Genomic DNA, 25,229 nt, shown 5'->3' with positions numbered 1-25,229 from the left:
ATGAGTCACCGCGCGAGATCGATCCTCGCCGCAAGCGCACTCGTCTTCGGAACCACACTCGCCGTGCTGCCCGCCGCGGCGCAGGCCCAGCCGGGACCCGGCGCCGCAACCGGCGCCGACGAGGTACGGGTCTACGACGCCGACATCACCAGGGAACAGGTCCCGCTCGTCCTCGCCGCGGGGCAGGACGCGCACGAGCTCACCGAGCGGGCCCCGGAGACCGGAACCGCCCGGGTCGAGCTCTTCCTCAGCGCCGGCCAGGCCGGGCAACTCGCGGCCCAGGGCGTCAAGCTGGCCGAGCGCAAGGTCCCCGCCCAGGGACTCGCCCGTGCCAAGGCGGCCGGGGACGGGGTGTTCCGCCCGTACAGCGGCAAGGGCGGCCTCCAGGAGGAGATCCTGCGGACCGCGCAGGAGAACCCGGGGCTCACCAAGGTCGTCTCCATCGGCAAGACCGTCCAGGGCAAGGACATCCTCGCCCTGAAGGTCAGCAAGAACGCCAAGAAGACCAAGGACGGTGACAAGCCGTCGGTCCTCTACATGTCCAACCAGCACGCCCGTGAGTGGATCACCCCCGAGATGACCCGGCGGCTGATGCACCACACCATCGACAACTACGGCAAGGACGAGCGGATCACCAAGCTGGTGGACTCCAGCGAGCTGTGGTTCCTGCTCTCCGCCAACCCGGACGGGTACGACTACACGCACGCGGCCGACGGCCAGCGGCTGTGGCGCAAGAACCTGCGCGACAACAACGGCGACGGGAAGACCGGCCCCGGCGACGGGGTCGACCTGAACCGGAACTTCGCCTTCAAGTGGGGCTACGACAACGAGGGCTCCTCGCCGACCCAGTCGAACGAGACCTACCGCGGCCCGAGCGCCTCCTCCGAGCCCGAGACCGTCGCCCTCGACCGCTTCGAGAAGCGGATCGGCTTCGACTACGCCATCAACTACCACTCCGCGGCCGAGCTGCTGCTCTACGGCGTGGGCTGGCAGGTCGCCACCCCCACCCCCGACGACGTCGCCTACAAGGCGCTCGCCGGCACCCCGGAGAACCCCGCCGTCCCGGGCTACTACCCGCAGGTCTCCTCCGAGCTCTACACCACCAACGGCGAGGCCGACGGCCACGCCTCCAACGTCAACGGCATCATGATGTTCACGCCGGAGATGACCACCTGCCAGACCGCCTCGGCGAGCGACCCGAACGATCAGTGGAAGCCCGAGGACTGCGCCTCCGGATTCAACTTCCCGGACGACGAGAAGCTCATCCAGGCGGAGTTCGCCAAGAACGTCCCCTTCGCCCTGTCCGTCGGCGAGAGCGCCGCGACCCCGGACCGGCCGAAGTCCTCGCTGGGCCTGAGCGCCGCCGACTTCACCGTGGACGCCTTCGCCACCTCTTACGCCGCCCGCGGCGAGGACCAGACGGTCTCCGTCACGGCCCGCAAGGCGCTGAAGGACAAGGAACTCAACTTCCGGATCAACGGAGGCCGCACGCACGACGAGGACCTCAAGGCCTGGAAGGGCGGCGAGGTCTACGGCGGCGACGACAACAACTGGTTCGACGAGTACCGCGCCGAGGTCGACGGCGCGAAGCCCGGCGACAAGGTCGAGGTCTGGTTCACCGGGCGCGACCGCTCCGGCAAGCAGGTCTCCAGCGAGCACTTCACGTACACGGTGGCCGAGCGGCCGCGCGCGGACGTCCTGGTGATCGCGGAAGAGGGGGCCAAGGCCCAGCACGCCCAGACCTACGTCGACGCCCTGCGCGCGAACGGCAAGTCCGCGGCAGTCTGGGACGTCGCCGTCCAGGGCACCCCGCACCACCTCGGCGTCCTCTCCCACTTCGGCACGGCCGTCCACTACACGGGGGCCAAGACCCCCGGCGGCGACACCCAGTTGGCGGTGCGCGACTTCCTGAACGAGGGCGGCAAGCTGATCGAGGCCGGTGAGCTGGCGGGCGGCAACGCCCAGGTCGGCCGCGCCGTGACCAACGACTTCAGCCAGTACTGGCTCGGCGCGTACAGCCGGGCGAGCACTCCCGGAGCCACCGGCTTCGCCGGCGCCGGCGCCCTGAACGGCGCCCGGGGCAACGTCGGGGACGCCGCGGGCAACCCGCTGAACGCCCCCGGCGGGTACACCGTGACCTCCGAGACCCTGGCGCCGGCTCAGTTCCCGCAGTTCAAGAGCGCCCAGGCGGGAGCCTTCACCGGGGTCGTGAACCCGTACGCCCCCTACGCCGGCACCGGCATGGCCGCGGCCCTGCACGCCGACGACGACTGGAAGCGCCTCGTCCGCACGATCGACCTCACCGGGGTCACCGCGGCCGACCAGCCCCAGCTGAAGCTGGCGCTCAACTGGAACGTCGAGGAGGGCTACGACCACGCCGCGCTGGAGGCCCGGACCTCCGGCGGCGACGACTGGACCACCCTGCCGGACACGGGCGGCCTGACCAGCTCCACCGTCCCGGAGGAGTGCGCGGCCGGGTTCTTCGTCAACGGACACCCGTTCCTGCGCCACTACCTCACGCTCGACGCCGGCGGCTGCACCGCGCAGGGCACCAGCGGCCAGTGGAACAGCTTCACCGGTTCCTCCGGCGGCTGGAAGCAGGTCTCCTTCGACCTGAGCGCCTACGCCGGCAAGAGCGTTGAGCTCTCGCTCTCCTACATCACGGACCCGGGCTCGGGCGGCCGCGGCGTCTTCGCGGACGAGGCGCGCCTTTCCGTCAAGGGCGCGGACCAGCCCGTGGAGGGATTCGAGACGTCCCTCGGAGCCTGGACGGCCCAGGCCGCACCGGCCGGAAGTCCCGAGGTTCCCGGCGACTGGGCCCGGTCCGGGGAGCTGTTCAAGTCCTACGCTGCGGTCACCACGCGTGACACCGTGTTGCTGGGCTTCGGCCTGGAGCACATGCCGACCGCGGCGGACCGTGCCCTACTCGTCGGTAAGGCACTGCGCACACTGCACCGCTGATCGGAGCCCCGGTCGTCACTCACCCTGAGTGACGGGGGCCGAAGTCCGAGGGTCCCGTTCCGGAGTGTCCGGAACGGGACCGTCGCGGGAGTACCCCCGGGAAGTAGGGGGAGTGTCAGGCCCCGACCGATGTCACCCAAAAGCTCACGGAGAGGTAGGGTCGTAAGCGGTCGGGGACATCCCATACAGCTCGCCGGCGCTCTTACCGGCGCACCAACGAGGAGATCGGTTCGTGACGATCCGCGTAGGCATCAACGGTTTTGGCCGAATTGGCCGCAACTATTTCCGGGCGCTCCTGGAGCAGGGAGCGGACATCGAGATCGTCGGTGTCAACGACCTGACTGACAACGCGACCCTGGTGCATCTGCTCAAGTACGACACCATCCTGGGCCGCCTCAAGGCCGAGGTCTCCCACACCGACGACAGCATCACCGTCGGTGGCCAGACCTTCAAGACCTTCGCAGAGCGTGACCCCGCCAACCTCCCCTGGGGCGAGCTCGGCGCCGACATCGTCATCGAGTCGACCGGCATCTTCACGAAGAAGGCCGACGCCGCCAAGCACATCGCCGCGGGCGCGAAGAAGGTCCTCATCTCGGCTCCGGCCAAGGACGAGGACATCACCATCGTGATGGGCGTCAACCACGACAAGTACGACGCGGCCAACCACCACGTCATCTCCAACGCCTCCTGCACCACCAACTGCGTGGCGCCGATGGCCAAGGTCCTCGACGAGAACTTCGGCATCGTCAAGGGCATGATGACGACGGTCCACGCGTACACGAACGACCAGCGCATCCTGGACTTCCCGCACTCGGACCTGCGTCGCGCCCGCGCCGCCGCCGAGAACATCATCCCGACCTCCACCGGTGCCGCCAAGGCCACCGCGCTGGTCCTCCCGCAGCTCAAGGGCAAGCTGGACGGCATCGCCATGCGCGTCCCGGTCCCGACCGGCTCGGTGACCGACCTGGTGCTGGAGCTCTCCCGCGAGACCACGGTGGAAGAGATCAACGCGGCCTTCCAGAAGGCTTCGGAGGGGCAGCTCAAGGGCATCCTCGACTACACCGAGGACGCGATCGTCTCTTCCGACATCGTGAACTGGCCCGCGTCCTGCACCTTCGACTCGTCCCTGACCATGGTTCAGGACGGTACGCAGGTCAAGGTCGTCGGCTGGTACGACAACGAGTGGGGCTACTCCAACCGTCTCGTCGACCTCACCGTCTTCGTCGGCGGTCAGCTCTAAAAACGTAGGGCAAGGCACCACGATGTGAAGCACAGGGTCCGAGCAGCGCGACGATGCGCCGCACGGGCCCTGTTGCTTGCCTCGTTATCCTTCCTCGCCCTTCGAGTGAAGGCTCAAAGGAGTAGAAATACATGAAGACGATCGATGAACTGCTCGCCGAAGGCGTCAAGGGCAAGCGGGTCTTCGTCCGCGCGGACCTGAACGTCCCGCTGGCCGAGGGCACCATCACCGACGACGGCCGCATCCGCGCCGTCCAGCCCACGATCGCGAAGCTCGCCGAAGCCGGCGCCCGCGTCATCGTGGCATCGCACCTGGGCCGCCCCAAGGGCGCCGGCGTCGAGCCGGCGTTCTCGCTCGCCCCGGCCGCCGCGCGCCTGGGCGAACTGCTCGGTGCGGACGTGGCGTTCGCCACCGACACCGTCGGCGCCTCCGCCAAGGAGACCGTCGCGGCCCTGACCGACGGCCAGGTCGCCGTCATCGAGAACCTGCGCTTCAACGCGGGTGAGACCTCGAAGGACGACGCCGAGCGCGGCGCCTTCGCGGACCAGCTCGCGGAGCTCGCCGACCTCTACGTGGGCGACGGCTTCGGCGCCGTGCACCGCAAGCACGCCTCGGTCTTCGACCTCCCGGCCCGCCTCCCGCAGGGGGCCGGCTACCTCATCGCCACCGAGGTCGGCGTCCTGAAGAAGCTGACCGCCGAGGTCGAGCGCCCGTACGTGGTGGTCCTGGGCGGCGCCAAGGTCTCCGACAAGCTCGCCGTCATCGACGAGCTGCTCGGCAAGGCCGACCGCATCCTCATCGGCGGCGGCATGGCCTACACCTTCCTCTACGCCAAGGGCTACGAGGTCGGCATCTCCCTGCTCCAGAAGGACCAGGTGGAGAAGGTCAAGGAGTACATGGAGCGCGCCGAGAAGACCGGGGTCGAGCTGGTCCTCCCGGTCGACGTGCTGGTCTCCGCCGAGTTCCCGGACCTCAAGGGCAAGACCCCGGCCGTCTTCGAGACCGTCGACGCGGACAAGATCCCCGCCGACAAGGAGGGCCTGGACATCGGTCCCAAGACGCGCGAGCTGTACGCGTCGAAGATCGCCGATGCGAAGACCGTCTTCTGGAACGGCCCGGTCGGCGTCTTCGAGCACCCCGACTACGCCGGGGGCACCGCAGCCATCGCCCAGGCCCTGCTCGACAGCAGCGCCTTCACCGTCGTCGGCGGCGGCGACAGCGCCGCCGCGGTCCGCATCCTGGGCTTCGACGAGAATGCATTCGGCCACATCTCGACCGGTGGCGGCGCCTCCCTCGAATACCTCGAGGGCAAGACGCTCCCCGGCCTCGCCGCCCTGGAGGGCTGAACCCGTATGACCACGCGCACCCCGCTCATGGCGGGCAACTGGAAGATGAACCTCAACCACCTCGAGGCCATCGCCCACGTCCAGAAGCTCGCCTTCGCCCTCACCGACAAGGACTACGACGCCGTCGAGGTCGCGGTCCTGCCGCCCTTCGTCGACCTGCGCTCGGTCCAGACCCTGGTCGACGGCGACAAGCTGAAGATCAAGTACGGCGCCCAGGACATCTCCGCGCACGACTCCGGTGCCTACACCGGTGAGATCTCCGGCCCGATGCTCTCGAAGCTGAAGTGCACGTACGTGGCCGTCGGCCACAGCGAGCGCCGCCAGTACCACGGCGAGAGCGACGAGATCTGCAACGCCAAGGTCAAGGCCGCATTCCGGCACGGGATCACCCCGATCCTGTGCGTCGGGGAGGGCCTGGACATCCGCAAGGCCGGCGAGCAGGTCCCCTACACGCTGAGCCAGCTCGACGGCGGCCTGGAAGGCGTCCCGGCCGACCAGGTCGAGTCCATCGTGATCGCCTACGAGCCCGTCTGGGCCATCGGGACCGGCGAGGTCGCCACCCCCGACGACGCCCAGGAGGTCTGCGGGGCGATCCGCGGCCGCCTCGCAGAGCTGTACTCGCAGGAGCTGGCCGACAAGGTCCGCATCCAGTACGGCGGCTCCGTGAAGTCCGGGAACATCGCGGCGATCATGGCCCAGCCCGACGTCGACGGCGCCCTGATCGGCGGCGCGGCGCTGGACGCGGACGAGTTCGTCAAGATCGTCCGCTTCCGCGACCAGTGAGTATGCGGTAGGGCGGATCCGTCGTACCCTTGCGGGGGCCAGAGGCTGATGCATCAGCCCCTGGCCCCCGTGCACATCTCGCAATGCCGGAAAGCCCGAAAAAGCCAGAAAGTAGGAATCAGCCGTGATTATGGGGTTCTCGATCGCCCTGATCGTCTTCAGCGCCCTGCTGATGCTGCTCGTGCTGATGCACAAGGGCAAGGGCGGCGGCCTCTCCGACATGTTCGGCGGCGGTATGCAGTCGTCGGTCGGCGGTTCCTCCGTCGCGGAGCGCAACCTGGACCGCATCACCGTGGTCGTCGGTCTGCTGTGGTTCGCGTCCATCGTCGCGCTCGGTCTGCTGACGAAGTCGAGCAGCTGACCGTTCTGGCCATTCCGGCAGTCCGGTCGGCACCGCCCGGCCTATCATGAGGTCCGGCGTCCATCGCGTGGAATCAGTAACTCCGCTCACTGGACGTGCGTTGGGCCTTACGTAGACTTGGGCGCTCCGCGGCGGAATTCCACTCACCTTCCGCGGCACCATCACGCAGGGAGTTACGACCGTGGCAAGTGGCAACGCGATCCGTGGTAGCCGGGTCGGAGCGGGGCCGATGGGTGAGGCGGAGCGCGGCGAGTCCGCGCCCCGCCTGCGCATCTCCTTCTGGTGCTCGAACGGGCACGAGACGCAGCCGAGCTTCGCCAGCGACGCGCAGGTGCCGGACACCTGGGACTGCCCGCGCTGCGGGTTCCCGGCCGGTCAGGACCGGGACAACCCGCCCGCGCCGCCGCGCACCGAGCCGTACAAGACGCACCTGGCGTACGTACGGGAACGGCGCTCGGACGCCGACGGCGAGGCGATCCTCGCCGAGGCGCTCGCCAAGCTCCGCGGCGAGATCTGAGAGCTCGAAGAGTGTGACCTGAGGCCCGGCCCCGCAGGAACTTCTCCTGTGGGGCCGGGCCTCTTTGTGTGCGTTCTGCCGCTTGTGATCCCTTAGGTTGGTGAACGGCGGGGCACGACAGGACGGAAGAAGTGGGTTGATGTCCGAGATGAACGCAGGCAGCCGTACGAAGCTCAACCGGACGCCCGAGTGGCTGGCACTCGGCAAGCACCGGGAGGAGTTCGGGCAGACGCATCTGCGGGAACTGTTCGAGGAGAATCCCGGCCGCGGCGCCGGTTACACCCTGCAGGTCGGGGACCTGCACATCGATTACTCGAAGCACCTCGTCACGGACGAGACGCTCGCGCTGCTCCGCGAGCTGGCCGAGGCCACGGATGTGGCCGGGCTGCGCGAGGCGATGTTCCACGGCGAGAAGATCAACACGACCGAGGACCGGGCGGTGCTGCACACCGCCCTGCGCGCACCGGCGGACACCACCGTCGAGGTCGACGGCGAGAACGTCGTCCCGGGCGTGCACGCCGTCCTCGACAAGATGGCGGACTTCTCCGACCGGATCAGGTCGGGAGCGTGGACCGGCTTCACCGGCAAGCGCATCAAGAACGTCGTCAACATCGGCATCGGCGGCTCCGACCTCGGCCCGGCCATGGCGTACGAGGCCCTGCGCGCCTTCACCGACCGCGATCTGACGGTGCGATTCGTCTCCAACGTCGACGGTGCGGACCTGCACGAGGCCGTGCGGGACCTGGACCCGGCCGAGACGCTCTTCATCATCGCCTCCAAGACCTTCACCACCATCGAGACCATCACCAACGCCACCTCGGCGCGCGGCTGGCTGCTCGCCGGGCTGGGCGGCGACCAGGCCGCCGTGGCCCGGCACTTCGTGGCGCTGTCCACCAACGCCGAGAAGGTCACCGACTTCGGCATCGATCCGGCCAATATGTTCGAGTTCTGGGACTGGGTCGGTGGACGCTACTCGTTGGACTCGGCCATCGGCCTCTCGCTGATGATCGCGATCGGCCCGGCCGCCTTCCGGGAGATGCTCGGTGGCTTCCACGCCATGGACGAGCACTTCCGCACGGCGCCCGCGCACGAGAACGCCCCGCTGCTGTTGGGTCTGTTGGGGATCTGGTACAGCGCCTTCTTCGACGCCCAGTCGCACGCGGTGCTGCCGTACAGCCACTACCTCTCTCGTTTCACGGCGTACTTGCAGCAGCTCGACATGGAGTCCAACGGCAAGTCCGTGGACCGCGACGGCAATCCGGTGGAGTGGCAGACGGGCCCGGTGGTCTGGGGCACGCCCGGCACCAACGGGCAGCACGCCTACTACCAGCTCATCCACCAGGGCACCCGGATGATCCCCGCGGACTTCATCGGCTTCGCCCGGCCGGTGGCGGAGCTGGAGGCGGCCCCGGCGGCCCAGCACGACCTGCTGATGGCGAACTTCTTCGCGCAGACCCAGGCGCTGGCCTTCGGCAAGACGGCGGACGAGGTGCGTGCCGAGGGCGCCCCGGAGTCGCTGGTCCCGCACAAGACCTTCCACGGGAACCACCCGACGACCACCATCCTGGCGGGCGAGCTCTCCCCGGCGGTGCTGGGCCAGCTGATCGCGCTCTACGAGCACAAGGTGTTCGTCCAGGGCGCGGTGTGGAACATCGACTCCTTCGACCAGTGGGGCGTCGAGCTCGGCAAGGTGCTCGCCAAGCGGGTCGAGCCCGCGCTGAGCGAGGGCGCCGACGTGCCGGGGCTGGACGCCTCGACGAAGGCGCTGGTGGCCACGTACCGGAAGCTGCGCGGCCGTAGCTGACCCGGGTACGAGCAGGGCCCGCCTCCCGGTACCGGGAGGCGGGCCCTGCTGCGTCGGCCGTCGTCAGGAAGAGGCCGGGGGGTACATGCCGGCCGGGAGCTTGGCCGCCGCCGCGCGGTCCAGGAGCCACAGGGTGCGGGAGCGGCCGTACGCCGCCGCGGCCGGGGCCTGGATCTCGCCCGCGCCGCCGAGGGCCAGGGAGACCGCCCCGGCCTTGTCCTCACCCGCGGCCAGCAGCCAGACCTCACGGGCCGCCCGGATCGCCGGGAGCGTGAGCGAGATCCGGGTGGGCGGTGGCTTCGGGGCGCCGTGCACGCCGACCACCGTGCGCTCCGTCTCGCGGGCCGCCGGGTGCTCCGGGAACAGCGAGGCCACGTGCGTGTCCGGGCCGACGCCCAGCATCAGCACGTCGAACCGGGGGACCGGACCGTGGTCCTCCGGACCGGCCGCCTTCGCCAGCTCGGCGGCGTAGGCGGCCGCCGCGGCGTCCACGTCACCGCCGTACGGACCGTCCGAGGCGGGCATCACGTGCACGCGGGCGGGGTCCACCGGGACCGAGTCCAGGAGGGCCTCGCGGGCCTGGGTGTGGTTGCGCTCGGGGTCGTCGGCGGGGACGTACCGCTCGTCACCCCACCACAGGTCCAGTCGGGACCAGTCGATCGCGTCCCGCGCCGGGGCGGCGGCCAGCGCCGCGAGCAGGCCGTTGCCGTTGCGTCCGCCGGTGAGGACGACGGACGCGGTGCCGCGGGCCGTCTGCGCGTCCACGATCTTCGTGATGAGCCGGGCCGCGGTGGCCTGGGCCATCAGTTCCTTGTCCCGGTGGACGACGACCTGGGGAGTCGTCATACCCATGTGCTGCCGCCTTGTCGGTAGATCGGGGGTGCGGGTGCCGCTGCGCGGCCCCGGTCCTCAAACGCCGGACGGGCTGAAGTTCAGCCCCGCCGGCGTTTGAGGCGCGGGGTCTGGGGCGGAGCCCCAGCAGCGGACCCGCAGGGGTATTACTTGGTCGAGGCCTTCTTCGCCGGCTTGGCGGCCGGCTTCGAGGGTTCGGCCTTGGCCGGAGCGGCGGCCTCGGCCTTGGCCGGAGCCTCGGGCTCCACCGGCTCCGGGGAGGACGCCTCCAGCCGTGCCACGCCGAACTTCAGCGAGGCCTCGTAGGTGTTGTCCGGATCCAGCCTGCGCAGCTCCTCCGCCAGGAGCTCGGCCGTGTCGCGGCGCTTGAGCGCCACCGCACGGTCGGGCTGCCCCGGCATGCACAGCGTGGCCAGCGCGCCGTCCGCCCGGTCCAGGACGATGTCGCCGTCCTTGGTGGACAGGCGTACGGCCGTCAGGCCCGGGCCCGACGACAGCGTGCGCTTGACGGGGACCTGGAGCCGGTCCGCCAGCCACATGGCCAGCAGTTCGCAGCTCGGGTTCTCGTCTTCACCCTCGACGGTCGCCGAGACGACCGACAGGGCCTGCTGGTCCAGAGCGGCCGCCAGCATCGAGCGCCACGGGGTGATCCGGGTCCACGACAGGTCCGTGTCCCCGGGGGCGTACGCCCCCGCACGGCCGCTGAGCGCCCTGATCGGGTCCTCGCAGGAGTACGTGTCCGTGATCCGGCGCTGTCCCAGCGCACCCAGCGGATCGCCCGCCAGGTCCGCGGGGGCACCGTCCGGCCACCAGACGACCACCGGGGCGTCCGGCAGGAGCAACGGGAGAACCACCGACTGGGCGTGGTCGACCAGTTCGCCGTGAAGGCGGAGCACAACCGTTTCACCGCTGCCGGAGTCCGCCCCGACGCGGACTTCCGCGTCGAGCCGGGCGTCGCGGCGGCTGCGTGGCGAGCGGCTGGCCCGCTTGATGACGACGACGATCCGCGAGGGGTGTTCGTGGGACGCGTCGTTCGCCGACTTGAGCGCGTCGTACGCGTTCTCCTCGTCGGTCACGATCACCAGCGTGAGGACCATGCCGATGGCCGGCGTGCCGATGTCCCGGCGTGCCTGCACCATCGCGGCATTGATCTTGCTGGAGTTGGTCTCCGTGAGGTCGATCTTCATGGCCGGCGCCAGCTCCGTCCGTCTCGTGCGAGCATCTCGTCCGCCTCGACCGGCCCCCAGGTGCCCGACGGGTACTGCGCGGGCTTGCCGTGCTTGTCCCAGTACTCCTCGATCGGGTCGAGGATGTTCCAGGACAGTTCGACTTCCTGGTGACGCGGGAAGAGGTTCGCGTCGCCGAGGAGCACGTCGAGGATGAGCCGCTCGTACGCCTCGGGGCTCGACTCCGTGAAGGACTCGCCGTAGGCGAAGTCCATCGTGACGTCCCGGACCTCCATGGAGGTGCCCGGGACCTTGGAGCCGAAGCGGACCGTCACGCCCTCGTCCGGCTGGACCCGGATGACCAGGGCGTTCTGCCCCAGCTCCTCGGTCGCGCCCGACTCGAAGGGCAGGTACGGGGCCCGCTTGAAGACGACCGCGATCTCGGTCACCCGGCGGCCCAGGCGCTTGCCCGTCCGCAGGTAGAACGGGACGCCCGCCCAGCGGCGGTTGTTGATCTCCAGGCGGATGGCCGCGTAGGTGTCGGTCTTCGACTTGGGGTCGATGCCGTCCTCTTCGAGGTACCCGACGACCTTCTCGCCGCCCTGCCAGGCCGCCGCGTACTGGCCGCGCACGGTGTGCTTGCCCAGGTCCTCCGGCAGCTGCACCGCGGTGAGCACCTTGAGCTTCTCGGCCACCAGCGCCTTGGGGTGGAAGGAGCCCGGCTCCTCCATCGCGGTCAGCGCGAGCAGCTGGAGCAGGTGGTTCTGGATGACGTCTCGGGCGGCGCCGATACCGTCGTAGTAGCCGGCCCGGCCGCCGATGCCGATGTCCTCGGCCATGGTGATCTGCACGTGGTCGACGTACGACCGGTTCCAGATCGGCTCGAACATCGTGTTGGCGAAGCGGAGCGCCAGGATGTTCTGGACGGTCTCCTTGCCGAGGTAGTGGTCGATCCGGAAGACCTCGTCACGCGGGAAGACCTCGTGGACGACCTTGTTGAGTTCCTCGGCGCTCTTCAGGTCGTGTCCGAAGGGCTTCTCGATGACGGCACGCCGCCAGGAGCCCTCCTTCTGCGCCAGCCCGTGGTCCTTGAGCTGCTGGACCACCTTGGGGAAGAACTTCGGCGGGACGGACAGGTAGAAGGCGAAGTTGCCGCCCGTGCCCTGTGCCTTGTCCAGCTCCTCGATGGTCGCCTTCAGCGTCTCGAAGGCGGCGTCGTCGTCGAAATCGCCCGAGACGAAACGGCAGCCCTGCACCAGCTGCTGCCACACTTCCTCGCGGAAGGGCGTCCGGGAGTGCTCCTTGACCGCGTCGTGGACCTCCTGCGCGAAGTCCTCGTCCTGCCACTCGCGCCGGGCGAACCCGATCAGCGAGAAGCCCGGCGGAAGCAGGCCTCTGTTGGCCAGGTCGTAGACGGCAGGCATCAGCTTCTTGCGCGACAGGTCACCCGTAACGCCGAAAATGACCAGGCCGGACGGCCCCGCGATGCGCGGGAGCCGCCGGTCCTGTGCGTCACGAAGCGGGTTCGCTCCGTTTACAGACAAGGTGTTCAGGCCTCCGTGGGGGCGAGGCGCTCAAGCTCCGCCTCGGTCGACTTCAGCAGGTCGTTCCAGGACGCCTCGAACTTCTCGACGCCCTCGTCCTCGAGCAGCTGCACCACATCGTCGTACGAGATGCCCAGCTTCGCGACCGCGTCGAGCTCGGCGCGCGCCTGCTCGTAGGTGCCGCGCACGGTGTCGCCCGTGATCTGCCCGTGGTCGGCGGTGGCCTCCAGGGTGGCCTCCGGCATGGTGTTCACCGTGTTCGGGGCGACCAGGTCGTCCACGTACAGGGTGTCCTTGTACGCCGGGTCCTTGACGCCCGTCGAGGCCCACAGCGCACGCTGCTTGTTGGCGCCGAGACGCTCCAGGGCGGCCCAGCGGTCACTGGCGAAGACCTGCTCGTAGGCCTCGTAGGCCAGACGGGCGTTGGCGAGCGCCGCCTTGCCCTTGAGGGCCTTCGCCTCGTCCGTGCCGACCGCGTCCAGGCGCTTGTCGATCTCCGAGTCCACGCGGGACACGAAGAAGGAGGCGACCGAGTGGATCAGGGAGAGGTCCAGGCCGGCGGCCTTGGCCTTCTCCAGACCCGCCAGGTACGCGTCCATGACCTCGCGGTAGCGCTCCAGCGAGAAGATCAGCGTGACGTTGACGCTGATGCCCTTGCCGATGACCTCGGTGATCGCCGGCAGGCCGGCCTTGGTCGCCGGGATCTTGATGAGCGTGTTCGGGCGGTCCACCAGCCAGGCGAGCTGCTTGGCCTCGGCGATGGTCGCCGCCGTGTTGTGCGCCAGGCGCGGGTCGACCTCGATCGACACGCGGCCGTCCTGGCCGTCGGTGCGGTCGTAGACCGGGCGCAGGATGTCGGCGGCGTCCCTGACGTCCGCCGTCGTGATCATGCGCAGGGCCTCTTCCACGGTGACCTTGCGGGTCGCGAGGTCGGTGAGCTGCTGCTCGTAGCCCTCGCCGCCGCTGATGGCCTTCTGGAAGATCGCCGGGTTGGTGGTGACACCGACCACGTGCGACTGGTCGATGAGCTCGGCCAGGTTGCCGGACGTGATGCGCTTGCGGGACAGGTCGTCCAGCCAGATCGCGACGCCTTCGTCGGAGAGGCGCTTGAGTGCGTCTGTCATGGGATTACATCTCCTACTTGGTTCCGGACCGGCGTCAGCGCGCAGCGGCTTCGAGGGATTCCTTGGCGGCGGCCGCCACGTTCTCGGCGGTGAAGCCGAACTCGCGGAAGAGCACCTTCGCGTCCGCCGAGGCACCGAAGTGCTCCAGCGAGACGATCCGGCCGGCGTCGCCGACGTAGCGGTGCCAGGTCAGGCCGATGCCCGCCTCGACCGCGACGCGGGCCTTCACCGACGGCGGCAGGACGCTGTCCTTGTACTCCTGGTCCTGCTCCTCGAACCACTCGACCGACGGCATCGAGACGACCCGGGTGGGGACGCCCTGCGCCTGGAGCTGCTCACGGGCCTCGACGGCCAGGTGCACCTCGGAGCCGGTACAGATGAGGAGGACCTGCGCCGGGCCGCCCTCGGCCTCGAACAGGACGTACCCGCCCTTGGCCGCGCCCTCGTTGCGCTCGTAGGTCGGCACACCCTGGCGGGTCAGCGCGAGACCGTGCGGGGCGCCCTTGCCGAAGACCTTGGTGTGGCGGCGCAGGATCTCGCGCCAGGCGATGGCGGTCTCGTTGGCGTCGGCCGGGCGGACGATGTTCAGGCCCGGGATGGCGCGCAGCGAGGCGAGGTGCTCGACCGGCTGGTGGGTCGGGCCGTCCTCGCCCAGACCGATGGAGTCGTGCGTCCACACGTACGTCACCGGCAGGTGCATCAGCGCGGACAGACGGACGGCGTTGCGCATGTAGTCGGAGAACACCAGGAAGGTGCCGCCGTAGATGCGGGTGTGGCCGTGCAGCGCGATGCCGTTCATGGACGCGGCCATGGCGTGCTCGCGGATGCCGAAGTGGATGGTCCGGCCGTACGGGTCGGCCTCCGGCAGCGGGTTCCCCACCGGCAGGAACGAGGAGTCCTTGTCGATGGTGGTGTTGTTGGAGCCGGCCAGGTCGGCCGAGCCGCCCCACAGCTCCGGGATGACCGCGCCGAGCGCGCCGAGCACCTTGCCGGAGGCGGCGCGGGTGGCGACGCCCTTGCCGGCCTCGAAGACGGGGAGCTTGTCCTCCCAGCCCGCGGGCAGCTCGTTGGCGTTGATGCGGTCGAACTCGGCGGCGCGCTCCGGGTTGGCGGTGCGCCAGGCGGAGAACTCCTTCTCCCACTCGGCCTTGGCCTCGCGGCCGCGGTCGAGGGCCTTGCGGGTGTGGGCGATGACCTCGTCGGAGACCTCGAAGGTCTGCTCCGGGTCGAAGCCGAGGACGCGCTTGGTGGCCGCGACCTCGTCGTCGCCGAGCGCCGAGCCGTGGGCGGCCTCGGTGTTCTGGGCGTGCGGGGCCGGCCAGGCGATGATCGAGCGGGCCGCGATGAAGGACGGGCGGCCGGTCTCGGCCTTGGCGGCCTGGAGGGCGGCGAACAGCGCCTTCGGGTCGAGGTCGCCGTTCTCCTGCTGCTCGACGCGCTGGACGTGCCAGCCGTACGCCTCGTAGCGCTTCAGGGTGTCCTCGGAGACGGCCGTCTCCGTGTCACCCTCGATGGAGATGTGGTTGTCGTCCCACAGCAGGACGAGGTTGCCGAGCTTCTGGTGGCCGGCCAGCGCGGACGCCTCGTGGGAGATGCCCTCCTGGAGGCAGCCGTCGCCCGCGATCGCGTAGACCATGTGGTCGAACGGGGAGGCGCCCTGCTCGGCCTCCGGGTCGAACAGACCGCGCTCGTAGCGGGCGGCCATGGCCATGCCCACCGCGTTGGCGATGCCCTGGCCGAGGGGGCCGGTGGTGGTCTCCACGCCGGCCGTGTGGCCGTACTCCGGGTGGCCGGGGGTCTTCGAGCCCCAGGTGCGGAACGCCTTCAGGTCGTCCAGCTCGAGCCCGAACCCGCCGAGGTAGAGCTGGGTGTAGAGCGTCAGGGAGGAGTGCCCCGCGGAGAGCACGAAGCGGTCGCGGCCCACCCACTCGGGGTCCGCCGGGTCGTGCCGCATCACCTTCTGGAAGAGGGTGTACGCGGCGGGGGCCAGGCTCATCGCCGTACCGGGGTGGCCGTTTCCGACCTTCTGGACCGCATCAGCGGCCAGGATGCGGGCGGTGTCGACGGCCCGCTGGTCCAGTTCGGTCCACTCGAGCTCTGTGGTGGTCGGCTTGGTGCTCACCGTGGGTCAGGGCTCCTCTCCACATGTATGAATCCCGGTGACGAACGGTGCACCGGCGCGATTCCGAGCCTACCCCCGCAACGGCGTGCAGCTATTCGGGTGCAGGCAGTCCGTCACCGCGCCGCCGACCCCCGTTCACCCGCACACCGGCGTCCGGCGAGGCCGGTCCCCCGTATGTATGCACGGTCCGATCGGCTCAACACGAGGCGACCCCGGCGCGGGGCGACGGAAGCGCAACGTCTACAGTGGCGTGGTACGCGCAAGCCTTAACCGGGCCTTCATGTTGTGAAAGGCCCGAGTCGGAGCTTGCTGGATTCTCTCTCAGGGGTGTGCGTGACGGCCGTCGAATCCCGTCCAGCGGGGGTGCTCGGGACGAGCCCCGGTCACCGGCCGCTCGGGACCCGCGTCATGGCTTTCGTGGCATTGACCAAGCCGCGGATCATCGAACTTCTGCTGATCACCACAGTGCCGGTGATGTTCCTGGCGGAGCAGGGCGTTCCGTCGCTGCGGCTGGTCCTCGTGACCTGCCTCGGCGGCTACTTGTCCGCGGGCGGCGCCAACGCGCTGAACATGTACATCGACCGCGACATCGACGCGCTGATGGACCGGACCTCGCAGCGCCCGCTGGTGACCGGCATGGTCAGCCCGCGGGAGTGCCTGGCCTTCGGCCTCACCCTCGCGGTCGTCTCCACCCTCTTCTTCGGCCTGCTCGTCAACTGGCTGTCGGCGGCGCTGTCGCTCGGTGCGCTCCTCTTCTACGTCGTGGTCTACACGATGCTGCTGAAGCGGCGCACCGCGCAGAACATCGTCTGGGGCGGCATCGCGGGCTGCATGCCGGTGCTCATCGGCTGGTCGGCCGTCAAGAACGAGGTCTCCTGGGCCGCGGTCATCCTCTTCCTCGTCATCTTCTTCTGGACGCCGCCGCACTACTGGCCGCTGTCGATGAAGGTCAAGGACGACTACGCGCGGGCCGGCGTGCCGATGCTCCCGGTCGTCGCGGGCAACAAGGCCGTGGCGCGCCAGATCGTCCTCTACAGCTGGGTGATGGTGGCGGTCTCGCTGCTGCTGACCCCGCTGGGCTACACCGGCTGGTTCTACACCGCGGTCGCGCTGGTCTCGGGCGGCTGGTGGCTGTGGGAGGCGCACGCGCTCCACGCCCGGGCCAAGGCGGGCATCATGGGCGCGAAGCTCAAGGAGATGCGCCTGTTCCACTGGTCGATCACCTACGTGTCGCTGCTGTTCGTGGCGGTGGCCGTGGATCCCTTCCTCCGTTGATTACTCGCCGGTAGCATGGGTTCCATGGGAGACACCGCAGACACGGCGGCCGCCGCAGGCGCCGCGGACAAGAAGCAGGACCGTAGGGCCGCGAAGCTGGCCAAGCAGATCGGCGCGTTCGCCAAGCAGCACGGCGGCGCCGAGGGCCAGCTCGCCCACATCGGCCAGGCCGGCACCCGGATCGTGCTCGTGGGTACGGACGGCGGCTGGGGCGACCTGGTGGCCCCCACCTTCGAGGTGGCCCGGCTGGCCGCCGAGAAGGCCGCGCTGACCCTCCACGACGAGTTCGACGGGGAGTTCGCCGCGCGCGTGCGCACGGGCCCGTACGAGTGGACGCGGATGGCCGGAATCCAGATCGGCGGAGCCGCGAACCCGGCGGCCTGACCAGGGCGAACGGCCGGGGGACCCGAAAGTGCCCGCTCGGTCAACAGCCCGAGCAACACCTCACACCCCGCTCACCCGTTAGGACGTGTGGAAGCCCCTTCCTCACGTCCGCAACGGGATGACCGGATGATCGAAACGCCGCCCCTGGTGGACCAGTACTGCCACGGAGTACTCCGTACGGAGCTGGGCCTGGGCACCTTCGAGGCCCAGCTGATGCGCTCGGCCGGCCCGCCCGCCGCGGGCACCACCTCCTTCGACACGCAGACCGGCTTCGCGGTGCGCCGCTGGTGTCCGCCGCTGCTGGGGCTGGAGCCGCACGCCACCCCCGCCCGCTATCTGGCGCGGCGGCGCGAGCTGGGCGCGGCCGAGACCGCCCGGCTGCTGCTGAGGGGGTCCGGCGTCGCCGCCTACCTGGTCGACACCGGGGTGCCCGGTGACCTCACCGGACCCAAGGAACTGGCGCTCGCCGGGGACGCCGAGGCCTTCGAATCGGTCCGGCTCGAATTACTGGCCGAGCAGGTCGCCGACACCTCCGGGACGGTGGGCGCCTTCCTCGCCAATCTCGCCGAGGCCGTCCACCACGCCGCCACCGGGGCCGTGGCCTTCACCTGTGCCACGGCCTTCACCCGCGGGGACACCCCGGCGGTCGACCCCGAGCCGCCCGGTCCCGGCGCGGTGCGCGGGGCGGCCGGACGGTGGCTGGCCCGGCGGCCGCGGGGCGGAGCCGTCCGGGACCCGGTACTCCTGGCCCACCTGCTGTGGAGCGCGGTGGCGTCGGGGCGGCCGCTCCAGCTGCACACGGACGAGGCCGACCCGGCCGCGCTGACCGGGTTCGTACGGGCCACCGCGGGCTTCGGGACACGGCTGGTCCTGCTCGGCGGATATCCGCACCACCGCCGCACCGCGCAGCTCGCGGCGGCCTTCCCGCACGTCTACGCCGATACCGGCGCGGCCCTCGGGCGGACCGGGGCGCGGGCCGCGGCGGTCCTGGCGGAGCTGCTGGAGACCGCGCCGTTCGGGAAGGTGCTGTTCTCCAGCGGCGGCCGGCAGCTGCCCGAACTGCACGCGGTGGGCGCCCTGGTGTTCCGCGAGGCGCTGGGCCGGGTGCTGGGCGGCTGGGCGGCCGAGGGTTCCTGGTCCTGGCGGGACGCGGAACGGGTGGCCGCCCTGGTCGCGGCGGGCAACGCCCGCCGCGTCTACCGTCTGGACAGGGACGAGACGACCTAGGCGGCGGAGAGCTGCGGGTCGTTCTGGGCGGGGATCTCCGCCTGCTCGGCCGGCCGCTCGTGCAGGCTCAGCGCGATCCGGACCACGGCGATCCACACCAGGCAGGAGCCGAGCATGTGGGCGGCGACCAGGACCTCGGGGACCTGGGTGGCGTACTGCACGTAGCCGATCGCGCCCTGGGCGAGCAGCACGATCAGCAGGTCGCGGGCGCGGGCACGGGTGTCGGCGGGAGCGTCCACGACGCGCAGGACCAGCCACAGCGCGATGCCGAGCGTGCACACCAGCCAGGCGGCAGCGGCGTGCACGTGGACGGTGGTGTCCCAGTCGAAGGGCATGCGCTTGATCTCGCTGCTGTCGCCGGCGTGCGGACCGGAGCCGGTCACGACGGTGCCCGCCGCGATCAGGACGAGGGTGGTCGCGAGCAGCGCCCACGACAGCTTGCGCACCGGGCCGGGCACGCGCGGCCGGGGGGCGCCGTCGCCCTCGCGGGTGCGCTGCCAGGTGACCGTCGTCACCGTGATCAGCGCGGTGGCGAGGAGGAAGTGCCCGGCCACGCTGTACGGGTTGAGCCCGGTCAGGACGGTGATGCCGCCCAGTACGGCGTTGGCCATCACGGTGAAGAACTGCACCCAGCCGAGCTTCGTCAGGGAGTGCCGCCAAGGCTTGGCCGAGCGGGCGGCGATGATCGCCCAGCCGACGGCCGCGCTGAGCACGTAGGTCAGCATCCGGTTGCCGAATTCGATGGCGCCGTGGAAGCCCTGCTCCTGCGTCACGATCAGGCTGTCGTCGGTGCACTTGGGCCAGGTGTCGCAGCCGAGGCCGGATCCGGTCAGCCGTACCGCGCCGCCGGTGACGACGATGGCCACGCTCATGACGAGCGCGGCGAGTGCGGCCCGCTGGACGATCCGGGGTGGCGGGGTCCAGCGGCTGGCGATGTGGGCGAGGGGGTTCAACACGCCCCATATCGTAGGCGACCACTTGTGCAAAGTTTCACGAGGGGGTGGCCAGGGGTGCGTCCGGCCCGACGGTCAGCCGGTACCGCGCCCCCGCGGGGTCGCCCTCCTCCTGCCACCACAGCAGGATGCGCCAATGGGCGGCGTCGCCCGGGTGGTCCGCCGAGCCGACGAACCCGCGGAGTAATTCGCCCGCTACATCCTTGGCCGTCCGATTCCTTACTTCTGTGGTGCTGTGCCAGGGATGTTCGAGTACGTTCCACAGGCCGTCAGGTCCGCGCACCTCGAAGCGCCACACCGCGAGCCAGGGGGTGACCTCCAGCATCGTGCGGACCTGCTCGGCGTCGAGACCCAGCCCGGTCGCGATGGCCGGCTCCGCCACCCCCTGGATACGCGCGGCCACCACGGCCCGGGGCAGCAGCCGTTCGGGCAGCAGCCCCTGCGTGCGCAGGCTGACCAGCGAGCCGAAGGTCAGGAAGCGCAGCCGCAGTTCCAGCTGGCGGCCGATGTGGTCGAGGGCCTCCTCGGCCTCCGCCGACTCCTGCGCGGCCGGGTCCCCGAGCAGCAGCTGCCGGAAGTCGGACTCGGCGGCCACGGCCCAGGCCACGGCCTCCTCGGCGAACCCCAGCTCGGCGAGGCGGTCCCCGAGGAACACCTTGGCCTGGGCCAGGCCCCGCCGGTTGACGGGATCCCGCTGGTCCAGTCCCGCCCACACCTCCACCGCGGTCCGCGTCAGATCGCGGGCCCGCTCACCGGCCGCCCGCTCCATGGCGCTCGGCCCCTCGCCGGCGGCCGGGCCCAGCGGGTGCCTGGGCAGCCGGGCCCCGTCGCTGAGCGGCCAGGACAGCCAGACCCCGTGGTTGATCAGCCCGCGGGCGTACCAGCGGGCGAACTCGGGGGAGTGCCCGGCCGCGCGCTCGGAGCTGCGCAGCGCCTCCTCGATCGTGGCGAGGGCGCCGGCCCGGTCCCCCGCGGCGAACCGTGCGGCGGCCCGGTCGGCGAGGCGCAGCCCGAGCAGCGCGGTGCACTGCGGGTCGTCCGTGAACGGGCGCAGGGCGCCGATCAGCTCGTCGAGGAGCCGCTCGCGCTCCCCGGGCTCCGTGTGCTCCGCCCCCGACCGCACCCGTGCCCATTGGTCGTCCAGCCGTAGAACGGCGTCCCGCTGCACCATGTCCGCCCCCCGGCTTCATGTGTGAGGGGCCCATCCTCGCGGCATCGCCGCCGCGAGGGGAAGGATTTCATTCCCAGCGGAAGAGCCGCGCGGCGGCGCCCAGACCGAGTACGGCCCAGCCCGCCAGGACGGCCGCGTCGCCCCACGGGAGCGAAGCCCCGTGCTGGAGCACCTCGCGCAGCCCGTCGGACAGGGCCGAGATCGGCAGCAGCCCCAGTACCGACTGCACGGCGTCCGGGAACTTCTCCAGCGGCACGATCACCCCGCCGCCGACCAGCAGCAGCAGGAAGACCAGGTTGGCTCCGGCCAGGGTCATCTCGGCCTTGAGGGTGCCCGCCATCAGCAGTCCGAGGCCCGAGAAGGCGGCGGTGCCCAGCAGGATCAGCGCGGCCACCGACAGCGGGTCGCCCTGCGGGGACCAGCCCAGGGCCAGGGCGATCACCGTCAGCAGGACGATCTGCAGCACCTCGGTGATCAGCACCGACAGGGTCTTGGCGGCCATCAGGGCCCAGCGCGGCAGCGGGGAGGCCCCGAGCCGCTTGAGGACCCCGTAGCGGCGGTCGAAGCCGGTGGCGATGGCCTGGCCGGTGAAGGCGGTGGACATCACGGCGAGCGCCAGGATCCCGGGCGCGAGGAAGTCCACCGACTTCTCGCCGCCCCCCTCTCGAATGGGCACAGTGACGATGTCGACCGCCGAGAAGAGGGTCAGCAGCAGCGCCGGGATGATCACGGTCAGCAGCAGCTGCTCCCCGTTGCGCAGCAGCATCCGGGTCTCCAGTGCCGTCTGCGCGAGGATCATGCGGGACACGGGCGCGGCCCCCGGGCGGGGGGTGAACGTACCGGCGCTCATGCGCGCAGCTCCTTGCCTGTCAGTTCGAGGAAGACGTCCTCGAGGGTGTGCCGCTCCACCGTGAGGCTGCTCGGCATCACGCCGTGCTGCGCGCACCAGGAGGCGACGGTGGCCAGCAGCTGCGGGTGGACGTCGCCGGTGACCCGGTAGGTGCCCGGGGTGAGCTCGGCGGCCTCGGTGCCGTCGGGCAGCGCCTTCAGGAGGGAGGCGAGGTCGAGGGAGGGGCGGCCGGTGAAGCGCAGGGTGTTCTCGGCGCCGCCGCGGCACAGCTGCTCGGGGCTGCCGTGGACGATGACCTTGCCCGCGTCCACGATGGCGACCTCGTCGGCGAGCTGCTCGGCCTCGTCCATGTGGTGGGTGGTGAGGACGACGGTCACCCCGTCGGTGCGCAGCTCCCGTACGAGGTCCCAGGTCGCGCGGCGGGCCTGCGGGTCCAGGCCGGCGGTCGGTTCGTCGAGGAAGACCAGCTCGGGGCGGCCCACCACGGCCATGGCCAGGGCCAGGCGCTGCTGCTGGCCACCGGAGAGCCGGCGGTAGGGGGTGCGGCCGCAGCCGCCGAGTCCGAGGCGTTCCACCAGGGTGTCGACGTCGAGCGGGTCGGCGTGGAGCCTGGCCATGTGGCGGAGCATCTCGACGGCGCGGGCTCCGGAGTAGACGCCGCCGGACTGCAGCATCACGCCGATCCGCGGGCGCAGGGCCTCGGCCCGGGCGACCGGGTCGAGGCCGAGGACGCGGACGGTGCCGGCGTCGGGGCGGAGGTAGCCCTCGCAGGTCTCCACCGTGGTCGTCTTGCCCGCGCCGTTGGGACCGAGGACCGCGGTGACGGAGCCGCTCCGGACGGTGAGGTCCAGGCCGTCCACCGCGGTCTTGGTGCCGTACCGCTTCACCAGTCCGCGGATCTCCACGGCGGGGTCGTTGCTCATGAGGGGTGAGTCTACGGAGCCCGGGAAGGGGGCGTGGGTCCCGGGGTCGGGGCCTCTTCGTCCGCCCGTCGCCCCCTCTTCATCGCCGGGGATTCGAACGCCGCGTCGCGAATACGGTTCTTTTCAGTCGATCGGTCCTGGAGGCGTCGGCATGTTTCCGTGATCTTTTCCGGGTGCCGGTCTGCCCGGTGCCGGGGAGCCGTCGCGGGCACAGGTGTGCTGGTGGGAGCGGTGTGCGGGCTCTTCGGAGGCATCCGGGAAGATGGCGGAATGCTGCCGTCCAAATAACTCTCCGTCGATAAATAAGGTAACCCTTAGTGATGGAGGCCACCAGGGGTGGCGTCCATCACGGCTTGTCGCCGCTCGGTTAATTACGCAACAATGGCGTTGTGAAATACGGCGAACGGCAGATCGACACCCCTCAGGGGGAGCTCGGCACCGGGGAGCGGTCAACCCGCAACCGCGTGGCGCGCTCGATCCTGGACCACGGTCCGTCCACCGTCGCCGACCTCGCCCAGCGCCTCGGCCTCACCCAGGCCGCCGTCCGCCGCCACCTCGACACGCTCGTCACCGACGACGTGGTCGAACCCCGTGAGCAGCGTGTGTACGGTGCGCGCACCCGGGGTCGGCCCGCCAAGGTCTTCGCGCTCACCGACTGCGGCCGCGACGCCTTCGACCAGTCCTACGACACGCTCGCCGCGGACGCCCTGCGCTGGATCGCGCAGTCGGTCGGCGGCGGCGAGCAGGGCGAGGTGGCCGTCGCCGCCTTCGCCAGATCGCGGATGGAAGCGCAGGCGCGGGCCTACAAGGAGGCCGTCGAGGCCGCCGCCCCGCAGGAGCGCACGGAGGCCCTTGCCAGGGCGTTGACCGTGGACGGGTACGCTGCTACGGCGAAGAGCGCTCCCGGTCCGCACAGCGGTGAACAGCTCTGCCAGCACCACTGCCCGGTCGCGCACGTCGCCGAGCAGTTCCCGCAGCTCTGCGAGGCGGAGACCGAGGTCTTCTCCCGTCTGCTGGGGACCCATGTGCAGCGCCTCGCCACGATCGCCCATGGCGACGGGGTGTGCACGACGTTCATTCCGCGCGGCGCGAGCACCACACAGACCGACACATCAGTATCTGCAAGTACGGCCGGGAGGAACCCCGCATGACCACGGAGATCGCTCACCCTGAGCTCGATGGCCTGGGCACTTACGAATACGGCTGGGCCGACTCCGACGCGGCCGGTGCCGCTGCCAAGCGGGGTCTGTCCGAAGATGTCGTCCGCGACATCTCGGCGAAGAAGTCCGAGCCGGAGTGGATGCTCAAGCTCCGCCTCAAGGGCCTGAAGCTTTTCGACAAGAAGCCCATGCCGAACTGGGGTTCCGACCTCTCGGGCATCGACTTCGACAACATCAAGTACTTCGTGCGTTCCACCGAGAAGCAGGCCGCTTCGTGGGAGGACCTGCCCGAGGACATCAAGAACACGTACGACAAGCTCGGCATCCCGGAGGCGGAGAAGCAGCGCCTCGTCGCCGGTGTCGCGGCCCAGTACGAGTCCGAGGTCGTCTACCACCAGATCCGTGAGGACCTGGAGGAGCAGGGCGTCATCTTCCTCGACACGGACACCGCGCTCAAGGAGCACCCGGAGCTCTTCCAGGAGTACTTCGGCACGGTCATCCCGGTCGGCGACAACAAGTTCGCGTCGCTGAACACCGCGGTGTGGTCCGGCGGCTCCTTCATCTACGTCCCCAAGGGCGTGAAGGTCGACATCCCGCTCCAGGCCTACTTCCGTATCAACACGGAGAACATGGGCCAGTTCGAGCGGACGCTGATCATCGTCGACGAGGACGCCTACGTCCACTACGTCGAGGGCTGCACCGCCCCGATCTACTCCTCGGACTCGCTGCACAGCGCCGTGGTCGAGATCATCGTCAAGAAGGGCGGCCGCTGCCGCTACACGACGATCCAGAACTGGTCGAACAACGTCTACAACCTGGTCACCAAGCGCGCCGTGGCGTACGAGGGCGCGACCATGGAGTGGATCGACGGCAACATCGGTTCCAAGGTCACCATGAAGTACCCGGCCGTCTACCTGATGGGCGAGCACGCCAAGGGCGAGACCCTGTCCATCGCCTTCGCCGGCGAGGGCCAGCACCAGGACGCCGGTTCCAAGATGGTCCACATGGCGCCGAACACCTCCTCGAACATCGTCTCCAAGTCGGTGGCCCGGGGCGGCGGCCGCACCTCCTACCGAGGCCTGGTCGAGATCGGCGAGGGAGCCCACGGCTCCAAGTCCAACGTGCTGTGCGACGCGCTCCTCGTCGACACCATCTCCCGGTCGGACACGTACCCCTACGTGGACGTCCGCGAGGACGACGTCTCCATGGGCCACGAGGCCACGGTCTCCAAGGTCTCCGACGACCAGCTCTTCTACCTGATGAGCCGCGGTATGACGGAGTTCGAGGCGATGGCCATGATCGTGCGCGGCTTCGTCGAGCCCATCGCGCGTGAGCTGCCCATGGAGTACGCACTGGAGCTGAACCGGCTGATCGAGCTGCAGATGGAGGGATCGGTCGGCTGACCGCCGGCCGCGCGGCGTCCCCCGCCGCACATCCATCGACGTAGGCAGTGTTCTTTCAAAGAG

General features: G+C 70.1%; 21 protein-coding genes. 12 read left to right on the top strand and 9 right to left on the bottom strand.

Features of this window, described 5'->3' with window-relative positions; genetic code table 11:
- From JYK04_RS12825 to pgi, 7 genes are all read left to right on the top strand, one after another.
- Positions 1–2,961, top strand: a complete 2,961-nt coding sequence (locus JYK04_RS12825; RefSeq protein WP_189735935.1) for a M14 family metallopeptidase — start codon at positions 1–3, stop codon at positions 2,959–2,961.
- Positions 2,962–3,193: 232 nt separating this feature from the next.
- Positions 3,194–4,201 carry a type I glyceraldehyde-3-phosphate dehydrogenase gene (gap, locus tag JYK04_RS12820; protein ID WP_030009077.1) on the top strand — a complete coding sequence of 336 codons (1,008 nt, stop codon included), beginning with the start codon at positions 3,194–3,196 and terminating at the stop codon, positions 4,199–4,201.
- A 131-nt stretch (positions 4,202–4,332) separates the two neighbouring features.
- Complete coding sequence (locus JYK04_RS12815; protein ID WP_189735933.1) at positions 4,333–5,547, top strand: phosphoglycerate kinase; 1,215 nt, start codon at positions 4,333–4,335, stop codon at positions 5,545–5,547.
- A 6-nt stretch (positions 5,548–5,553) separates the two neighbouring features.
- On the top strand, positions 5,554–6,330 hold the full coding sequence (tpiA, locus tag JYK04_RS12810) for a triose-phosphate isomerase (protein ID WP_189735931.1): 777 nt from the start codon (positions 5,554–5,556) through the stop codon (positions 6,328–6,330).
- A 130-nt stretch (positions 6,331–6,460) separates the two neighbouring features.
- Positions 6,461–6,691, top strand: coding sequence for a preprotein translocase subunit SecG (gene secG, locus JYK04_RS12805; protein WP_189736570.1), 231 nt, complete (start codon positions 6,461–6,463; stop codon positions 6,689–6,691).
- A 181-nt stretch (positions 6,692–6,872) separates the two neighbouring features.
- Positions 6,873–7,208 carry an RNA polymerase-binding protein RbpA gene (locus tag JYK04_RS12800; RefSeq protein ID WP_010352468.1) on the top strand — a complete coding sequence of 112 codons (336 nt, stop codon included), beginning with the start codon at positions 6,873–6,875 and terminating at the stop codon, positions 7,206–7,208.
- Between the two features lie 148 nt (positions 7,209–7,356).
- On the top strand, positions 7,357–9,012 hold the full coding sequence (gene pgi, locus JYK04_RS12795) for a glucose-6-phosphate isomerase (protein ID WP_189736568.1): 1,656 nt from the start codon (positions 7,357–7,359) through the stop codon (positions 9,010–9,012).
- Between the two features lie 63 nt (positions 9,013–9,075).
- Here the strand turns inward: pgi and pgl are convergent, their stop codons facing one another.
- From pgl to tkt, 5 genes are all read right to left on the bottom strand, one after another.
- Positions 9,076–9,858 (bottom strand): 6-phosphogluconolactonase, encoded by a 783-nt coding sequence (pgl, locus tag JYK04_RS12790; protein WP_189735929.1) that lies wholly within the window; start codon positions 9,856–9,858, stop codon positions 9,076–9,078.
- A 152-nt stretch (positions 9,859–10,010) separates the two neighbouring features.
- Positions 10,011–11,051, bottom strand: coding sequence for a glucose-6-phosphate dehydrogenase assembly protein OpcA (gene opcA / locus JYK04_RS12785; RefSeq protein WP_189735927.1), 1,041 nt, complete (start codon positions 11,049–11,051; stop codon positions 10,011–10,013).
- Complete coding sequence (gene zwf, locus JYK04_RS12780; protein ID WP_189735925.1) at positions 11,048–12,574, bottom strand: glucose-6-phosphate dehydrogenase; 1,527 nt, start codon at positions 12,572–12,574, stop codon at positions 11,048–11,050. Before zwf ends, opcA begins: the two co-directional genes overlap by 4 nt.
- A 5-nt stretch (positions 12,575–12,579) precedes the next feature.
- Positions 12,580–13,698 carry a transaldolase gene (gene tal, locus JYK04_RS12775; RefSeq protein WP_189735923.1) on the bottom strand — a complete coding sequence of 373 codons (1,119 nt, stop codon included), beginning with the start codon at positions 13,696–13,698 and terminating at the stop codon, positions 12,580–12,582.
- A 34-nt stretch (positions 13,699–13,732) separates the two neighbouring features.
- Entirely contained in the window at positions 13,733–15,820 is a 2,088-nt protein-coding gene (gene tkt / locus JYK04_RS12770; RefSeq protein WP_189735921.1) for a transketolase, read from the bottom strand.
- Between the two features lie 327 nt (positions 15,821–16,147).
- On the opposite strand from tkt, the gene JYK04_RS12765 reads away from it, so the two are divergent.
- The 3 genes from JYK04_RS12765 to JYK04_RS12755 all read left to right on the top strand — a co-directional run bounded on the left by JYK04_RS12765 (position 16,148) and on the right by JYK04_RS12755 (position 18,706).
- Complete coding sequence (locus tag JYK04_RS12765) at positions 16,148–17,095, top strand: heme o synthase (protein ID WP_189736566.1); 948 nt, start codon at positions 16,148–16,150, stop codon at positions 17,093–17,095.
- Between the two features lie 24 nt (positions 17,096–17,119).
- Positions 17,120–17,479, top strand: a complete 360-nt coding sequence (locus tag JYK04_RS12760; RefSeq protein ID WP_189735919.1) for a hypothetical protein — start codon at positions 17,120–17,122, stop codon at positions 17,477–17,479.
- Positions 17,480–17,605: 126 nt separating this feature from the next.
- The gene (locus tag JYK04_RS12755) at positions 17,606–18,706 is read left to right on the top strand and encodes an amidohydrolase family protein (protein WP_189735913.1); all 1,101 of its coding nucleotides are present in this window, start codon (positions 17,606–17,608) and stop codon (positions 18,704–18,706) included.
- Here the strand turns inward: JYK04_RS12755 and JYK04_RS12750 are convergent.
- From JYK04_RS12750 to JYK04_RS12735, 4 genes are all read right to left on the bottom strand, one after another.
- Positions 18,703–19,671 carry a COX15/CtaA family protein gene (locus JYK04_RS12750; RefSeq protein ID WP_373297412.1) on the bottom strand — a complete coding sequence of 323 codons (969 nt, stop codon included), beginning with the start codon at positions 19,669–19,671 and terminating at the stop codon, positions 18,703–18,705. The two genes, JYK04_RS12755 and JYK04_RS12750, sit on opposite strands and share 4 nt — an antisense overlap.
- 25 nt (positions 19,672–19,696) lie before the next feature.
- Positions 19,697–20,830 (bottom strand): hypothetical protein, encoded by a 1,134-nt coding sequence (locus JYK04_RS12745; protein ID WP_229875137.1) that lies wholly within the window; start codon positions 20,828–20,830, stop codon positions 19,697–19,699.
- 67 nt (positions 20,831–20,897) lie between these two features.
- The gene (locus JYK04_RS12740; protein WP_189735909.1) at positions 20,898–21,680 is read right to left on the bottom strand and encodes an ABC transporter permease; all 783 of its coding nucleotides are present in this window, start codon (positions 21,678–21,680) and stop codon (positions 20,898–20,900) included.
- On the bottom strand, positions 21,677–22,603 hold the full coding sequence (locus tag JYK04_RS12735; protein WP_189735907.1) for an ABC transporter ATP-binding protein: 927 nt from the start codon (positions 22,601–22,603) through the stop codon (positions 21,677–21,679). Before JYK04_RS12735 ends, JYK04_RS12740 begins: the two co-directional genes overlap by 4 nt.
- A gap of 389 nt (positions 22,604–22,992) precedes the next feature.
- On the opposite strand from JYK04_RS12735, the gene JYK04_RS12730 reads away from it, so the two are divergent.
- A complete protein-coding gene (locus tag JYK04_RS12730) occupies positions 22,993–23,754 on the top strand; it encodes a helix-turn-helix transcriptional regulator (RefSeq protein ID WP_189735905.1) in 762 nt (253 codons plus the stop codon).
- Positions 23,751–25,166, top strand: coding sequence for a Fe-S cluster assembly protein SufB (gene sufB / locus JYK04_RS12725; RefSeq protein WP_030762516.1), 1,416 nt, complete (start codon positions 23,751–23,753; stop codon positions 25,164–25,166). The genes JYK04_RS12730 and sufB overlap by 4 nt, the downstream gene beginning before the upstream one ends.
- The last annotated feature ends 63 nt before the right edge of the window (positions 25,167–25,229 follow it).

The organism is Streptomyces nojiriensis, from assembly GCF_017639205.1.
Taxonomy (GTDB): Bacteria; Actinomycetota; Actinomycetes; order Streptomycetales; family Streptomycetaceae; genus Streptomyces; species Streptomyces nojiriensis.
This window is presented reverse-complemented; position numbering and strand designations above follow the sequence as displayed.

Coding starts and splice junctions, on each gene's coding strand:
- JYK04_RS12815 (WP_189735933.1), top strand. CDS start 4,333: ATGAAGACGATCGATGAACTGCTCGCCGAAGGCGTCAAGGGCAAGCGG.
- sufB (WP_030762516.1), top strand. CDS start 23,751: ATGACCACGGAGATCGCTCACCCTGAGCTCGATGGCCTGGGCACTTAC.
- JYK04_RS12760 (WP_189735919.1), top strand. CDS start 17,120: ATGGGAGACACCGCAGACACGGCGGCCGCCGCAGGCGCCGCGGACAAG.
- secG (WP_189736570.1), top strand. CDS start 6,461: ATGGGGTTCTCGATCGCCCTGATCGTCTTCAGCGCCCTGCTGATGCTG.
- tpiA (WP_189735931.1), top strand. CDS start 5,554: ATGACCACGCGCACCCCGCTCATGGCGGGCAACTGGAAGATGAACCTC.
- tal (WP_189735923.1), bottom strand. CDS start 13,698: ATGACAGACGCACTCAAGCGCCTCTCCGACGAAGGCGTCGCGATCTGG.
- JYK04_RS12745 (WP_229875137.1), bottom strand. CDS start 20,830: ATGGTGCAGCGGGACGCCGTTCTACGGCTGGACGACCAATGGGCACGG.
- pgi (WP_189736568.1), top strand. CDS start 7,357: ATGAACGCAGGCAGCCGTACGAAGCTCAACCGGACGCCCGAGTGGCTG.
- JYK04_RS12735 (WP_189735907.1), bottom strand. CDS start 22,603: ATGAGCAACGACCCCGCCGTGGAGATCCGCGGACTGGTGAAGCGGTAC.
- JYK04_RS12740 (WP_189735909.1), bottom strand. CDS start 21,680: ATGAGCGCCGGTACGTTCACCCCCCGCCCGGGGGCCGCGCCCGTGTCC.
- opcA (WP_189735927.1), bottom strand. CDS start 11,051: ATGAAGATCGACCTCACGGAGACCAACTCCAGCAAGATCAATGCCGCG.
- pgl (WP_189735929.1), bottom strand. CDS start 9,858: ATGACGACTCCCCAGGTCGTCGTCCACCGGGACAAGGAACTGATGGCC.
- JYK04_RS12755 (WP_189735913.1), top strand. CDS start 17,606: ATGATCGAAACGCCGCCCCTGGTGGACCAGTACTGCCACGGAGTACTC.
- JYK04_RS12825 (WP_189735935.1), top strand. CDS start 1: ATGAGTCACCGCGCGAGATCGATCCTCGCCGCAAGCGCACTCGTCTTC.